The following is a 4,594-nucleotide window of genomic DNA, read 5'->3' as shown; positions in this document are numbered from 1 at the left end:
CCGCCTTCAAAAACCATCGGTATCCGCCTTCCATGTCGTCATCTGAAAATCGACGACTCAGCTCACGCTGCGGCGGGGGTTATGCAGACCTTCCTTAAAGGTTGCTGAAGTGCTTTCAGGCTGCGCGTTGCAATGCAACTTGCTCTTTGAAAAGCTTCTCCAGCGCATCGGGCAATTGGTTCACGTCATGGACTGCGACCGAACGGGGGATGTGAGCACTGATGTCACAGCCGATCCCCACACCGAACACTTCCACGTCGTTCTCCAGCGCCAGCGCGAGCACCTTCTGCACGAGCTGCGGGTCATCAGGTCCATCATCAGTGACGATGAACATGAAGTGCCGTTCGCGTTGCTGTTGCAAGAGCTTGGGCAACTCGGTGGCCATGGCGAGCCCCAAGGGGGTTCCACCATCTGCCTTGAGGTCAGCCACCCGACGAACAGCCTGCTGGGCAGGTTCGCCAAAGCGCTGCAGGGTCTCGGTCGCCGACGACGTGTGAGGGAACGTGGCCACCGAAGTGGTGACACGCCCTACCCGTTGCATCGCCAGGCTGAACGCAACTGCGACTTCGGCCGCCATCGCCAGATCGGACTCCATGCTGCCGGAGGTATCAAGCAACACGGTTGCCGCTGCGTCGATCCCGTTGACCAGCTTGCGCACCTTGAACACTTTCGTGTCGCCAAGGCGTGCCAGTCTCCAGAATCGATTCGTTGCAATCTGGCCACCCGCTTGAGCGTACTTTGCAGGACGCCGCCGCTTGTCTTGCATCTCCTTCAGCAGCACTCGCACGAGGCGGCCTTGCACACCATCGAGCTTGAGGCTCAGCGGCGTGCCAGACGTGGCCACAAGCTTCAGAGCGTGAGCCCCGGGACTGCCAGCTGCTGGACTAGCAGCAACGCTTTGCACCACCGTGAGGCTTTTGTGCGCGGCTTCAAGCAGATCCTCGACGTCATCTCCGGCTTCGAGCCCTGCGAGCGCCGCTGCCATCGTGGCCATGTCACTCGCTGTTGCTTCTTGAAGCTCCAGGTCTTTGTACTGCTCTGGATCCGGAAGACCAAACTTGGCCTCGTAGGCTTTGAGCAGCAGGTCACCCATGTCGAACTTTTCGCTCGGAATAGGCGCTGCAGCTTCCTTTGCGCTTTCAGGTTCAACTTCAGGGCCTTCGCCCGTGGGTTCGCCATTCAGACCGCCTTGGCCGGCCGGGTTGGCTGAAGGTTGCCCCCCTGCCTCGCCGTCCGCTGGTTGCCCAGCGCCACCGCATGAGTCTTCGGAACCCGGCTCAGAGCCCGCGGACGCGCCGGATTCCCCGGATGAGGTCGTGTCGCCTGCATCCCCCGCACCGCCACCTGGTTGTGGCTGCTGCGAGTCAGTGCTTTCGGACCCCTCTTCGTTGCCTGTATCCCCCGCACCCTTCGGTTGGCCTCCTTGCTCGCCTGCATCAGACCCTGGAGAGCTTTGCGACCCACCGCCGTCCTCTTGCCCTTCTGAACCATCCTGTTGGGGGGTGTCTTGAGGACCATCAGGCTGACCGTCTTCTTCGTCGGCGCCGGCGTTGTCTTCTGTGACATCGCTGGATCCGGCGTTCCCATCCGGTTCACCTTGAGCTTCATCAGGCTGCCGTTGGTTTTCCTCCTGCGCTTGGTTACCAGCTGCTTCTTGCTCAGGTTGTTGTTCCTGTTGGTGCTCGGCCGCGTGCAGCTGCTGCACCAGGCGAATAGCAACGGCTTCACAGTCTGCACTGTTGGCCATGCCTGCGATTTCGCCCACCGCTTGAACGATGGCGTCTCGCTGCTTTTCTGTCACGACGACCGCAGTCTTCGCCAGAATCTCCGGCGCATAACGCTCTATCGCGCGCTGGGGTGCCACAGCCTGTGTTCCTCGAAGAAGGATCTCCAAGGACAACGAAGCAGCCTTACCGGCGTCAGAGGTCACATCAAGCTTTGCAGCGATTGCCTGCATTGCCTCTTCCAGCCCACGACCGAGTACCAGCCCTGCTCCAGCGAATCGCTGGTTCATTCGGGCCTCGACGCGAGGGTCTTCCAAGCAGTTGAACACTGCAAGCTGCTCATCGTTGAGCCTATCGATCACGTGTGCGTCGGTCTCCAGGAGGTGACCACACTCGTGTACGGCCATGCGCGTGAGCAGGGCGATTTCTGCAGCATCGCCCACAGAGGGTGCGGGCAGCATGAGAGAGCCGTCAGCACCCATCGCGGCGGTGTTGCACCACTGGACAGGGACAGAGCGGCCTACGATCATCGCCACGAAGGCAGCGATGACCTTCCTGGCGTGCGCCAGGTCATTGGTTTGAGTCATGGGTTCTCCTGCAGCCCCGGCACGAGGCCGGGGTCACATTGAGGTTCAGAAAATGCCGACGAACTCAGGGGTGAAGTCGTCAGCTGCGATGACCGCGTTTTCGAGCGCTTGCGGCTCGGCGGTCTGGATCTCGGCCACTGCAGATGCAGCGACGATTTCCGGGGTGGTGGGCTCTACAGCCACAACGTCCACATGGTCAGACACTGAGTCAGGCACGGTCAGCAACAACGACTCGAAAGCCGCGTTTGCCGAACCGGTGTCCATCACCATGCGAGCTGCTTCCATCGCCGTTGTCGGGTTGGAGAGCATCTGGGCCACTGTCCAGACATGCAGCAGGTGCACGCCATCGATGGGGCCTTCCGTGGGGAGGAGCGACAACACGTGGTCGACAATCTTGGCCAGCGGCTCCACGGTGTGGTCCAAAAAGCTGAAGCTCTTGAACTTTTCACCGATTCGCTTGAGCGGGCCCAAGGTCTTTGGCGTGATCTTCTCGCGCTTGCGCACGACACCGTGTGCGTCCTTGCCCGTCAGGTATTTCTCCATCAGGGTTCGGGCCTCTTCGGCGGCATCTGCGAACAACTCGCCTTTGAGGCCAGTCATCTGCTTGCCGAACATCTTGTTCGCGTCACTGAACTCATCGGTGCTTGGGGCACTGACGCGGCACAGGTGAAAGCCGAACGAGAGCCGCCCGGCAACGTATTCCGGGGTGGGAATGTCGTTGATCAGGTGAGCCCAGTTCACGTTGTCATCGCGTTCGCGCCACTCAGTGATGCGTACATCGAAGTCACGGTACAGGCGCTGGGCATGGTCATCGAAGCGTTGCTTGATGTCCATGAGGCCCTTGAACACCTTTTCCACCTTGGACTCAGGAATTCCGACCGTCCCAAGGAGCGGCAGGCCGTTGAGCTTCAGCAGCTTGTCGGCCTCGCGCTTGAACTTGAGGAAGGGTGCGAGATCGTCGGGATCGGCGATCTTGATGGATCCCAGCGTGGCCAACGACTCCGGGGGGAGATCGGCCAGCATGGGATTCTTGGAGAGCAATGCCTCCTTGCGGAGACGCTTTCGGCCGGACCAGAGATGGATGTCCAGGGCGACGCAGACAATCCCATCGGTCTTTGTCTGCTTGATGTTGGGAACAACTGGTGTGTTCATTTTGGGTTCTCGCAAAAGAAAGCGGGAACCCAAATCCCCGAGCGGGAAATGAATTCCCGCAGGGGTTGAGGTTAAAGGTGGGCGCTAAGACCCACGGACGGCAGTACCGAACAGTTCAAATGTAGCGGCGCCGCACATTCCGCGCAAACGATTCAGGCCGGGGTTGTAAGTCTCTGTTGCACCCCGTTGCCCACTGTTTACCGATTCCCCAGGTGTCGGTAAAAGAGAATGAGATGCGGCCATTGCATGAAAGCGCAGCAGTGCTCAAAATTGCGCCAAGGAGGCACTGACGCCATGACGAAAGAGCGCTCCATCGCTGAGGAAGAAGCAAACTTCGTGGGAGAACTGACTCGCCAGTACGGCCCGCTACTGACAGGCAAAGAAGCATGCGCCTTGTTGAAATACAAGACTCCAGGCGCTCTTTCCACGGCTCGAAAGCGTGGTCACATCGACATCAGCCCACTAGCCATGCCGGGTCGTAAGGCTCACTTCTACGCGACTGAGCATGTCGCTACGATATTGGCAAAGTGGAAGCAGTCGCGCGACCCTGCCAGAGAGAAGCCGGGTTCGTAGCAGACTCAGCGCGGGCCATTCGCTTCCGACATGCGCGTAACCAGCCAAGGCCCTACGTGCTCTGCACCTCGGATGTTGAGATGGTCCTTGTCGTGATAGAACGGTCCGTCCTTGTCGCCCATTAGGGATGGTGTTCAAAACCGGCGCAGAGAAGGCCGTTGAGCGCATGAATCTCGCGACATGAAATTACCGTGCTCGTTTCGATCGATTTCAACACTGCAGAGGTCGATTTCTCGGCCTTTCGAGGCCTCATCCTGGCCCTTGGGCGCGCTGCAGGCGCACTCATCCCTGCGCCCTCTGCAAAAGCCGGTGCCGCGCCATCCACAAGTTGGAGAGTGCGAACAGCGTGTGCAGTTGCGCCGTGTTCTTCATCAGCCCGCGGTAGCGCACCTTCACATGCCCGAACTGGCGCTTGATCACTCGAAACGGGTGCTCCACCTTGGCCCGGATGCTGGCCTTCACATGCTCCAGCTCATCCAGCACGCGCCCCATCGGCGTGGCCTTGTCCAGCGCTTTGCGTTTGCCCGGGCGCATGGCCACATGCCAGTTGGCCTCGAT

Annotated in this window: 4 protein-coding genes; 1 reads left to right on the top strand and 3 read right to left on the bottom strand. The window is 59.9% G+C overall.

Translation table 11 applies throughout. From position 1 onward, the window contains the following. Positions 1 to 115: 115 nt before the first annotated feature. Positions 116 to 2,311, bottom strand: a complete 2,196-nt coding sequence (locus ACN4F8_RS15360) for a VWA domain-containing protein (protein ID WP_305727064.1) — start codon at positions 2,309 to 2,311, stop codon at positions 116 to 118. 45 nt (positions 2,312 to 2,356) lie between these two features. Next, a complete protein-coding gene (locus tag ACN4F8_RS15355; protein ID WP_305727065.1) occupies positions 2,357 to 3,496 on the bottom strand; it encodes a DUF3150 domain-containing protein in 1,140 nt (379 codons plus the stop codon). Between the two features lie 261 nt (positions 3,497 to 3,757). Here ACN4F8_RS15355 and ACN4F8_RS15350 point away from each other — a divergent pair, with 261 nt between their 5' ends. Beyond that, positions 3,758 to 4,036: a hypothetical protein gene (locus tag ACN4F8_RS15350; protein WP_159608868.1), complete on the top strand. Its 279-nt coding sequence runs from the start codon at positions 3,758 to 3,760 to the stop codon at positions 4,034 to 4,036. 282 nt (positions 4,037 to 4,318) lie between these two features. On the opposite strand, the gene ACN4F8_RS15345 is transcribed toward ACN4F8_RS15350, so the two are convergent. Next, positions 4,319 to 4,594: transposase (locus tag ACN4F8_RS15345; protein WP_419474350.1), on the bottom strand; the 276-nt coding region annotated here is incomplete at its 5' end.

The organism is Hydrogenophaga sp., assembly GCF_048549895.1.
Classification (GTDB): Bacteria; Pseudomonadota; Gammaproteobacteria; order Burkholderiales; family Burkholderiaceae_C; genus Hydrogenophaga.
This window is presented reverse-complemented; position numbering and strand designations above follow the sequence as displayed.

What these genes read in the sequence shown, in the direction of transcription:
- ACN4F8_RS15360 (WP_305727064.1), bottom strand. Translation starts at nt 2,311, where the DNA reads ATGACTCAAACCAATGACCTGGCGCACGCCAGGAAGGTCATCGCTGCC.
- ACN4F8_RS15350 (WP_159608868.1), top strand. Translation starts at nt 3,758, where the DNA reads ATGACGAAAGAGCGCTCCATCGCTGAGGAAGAAGCAAACTTCGTGGGA.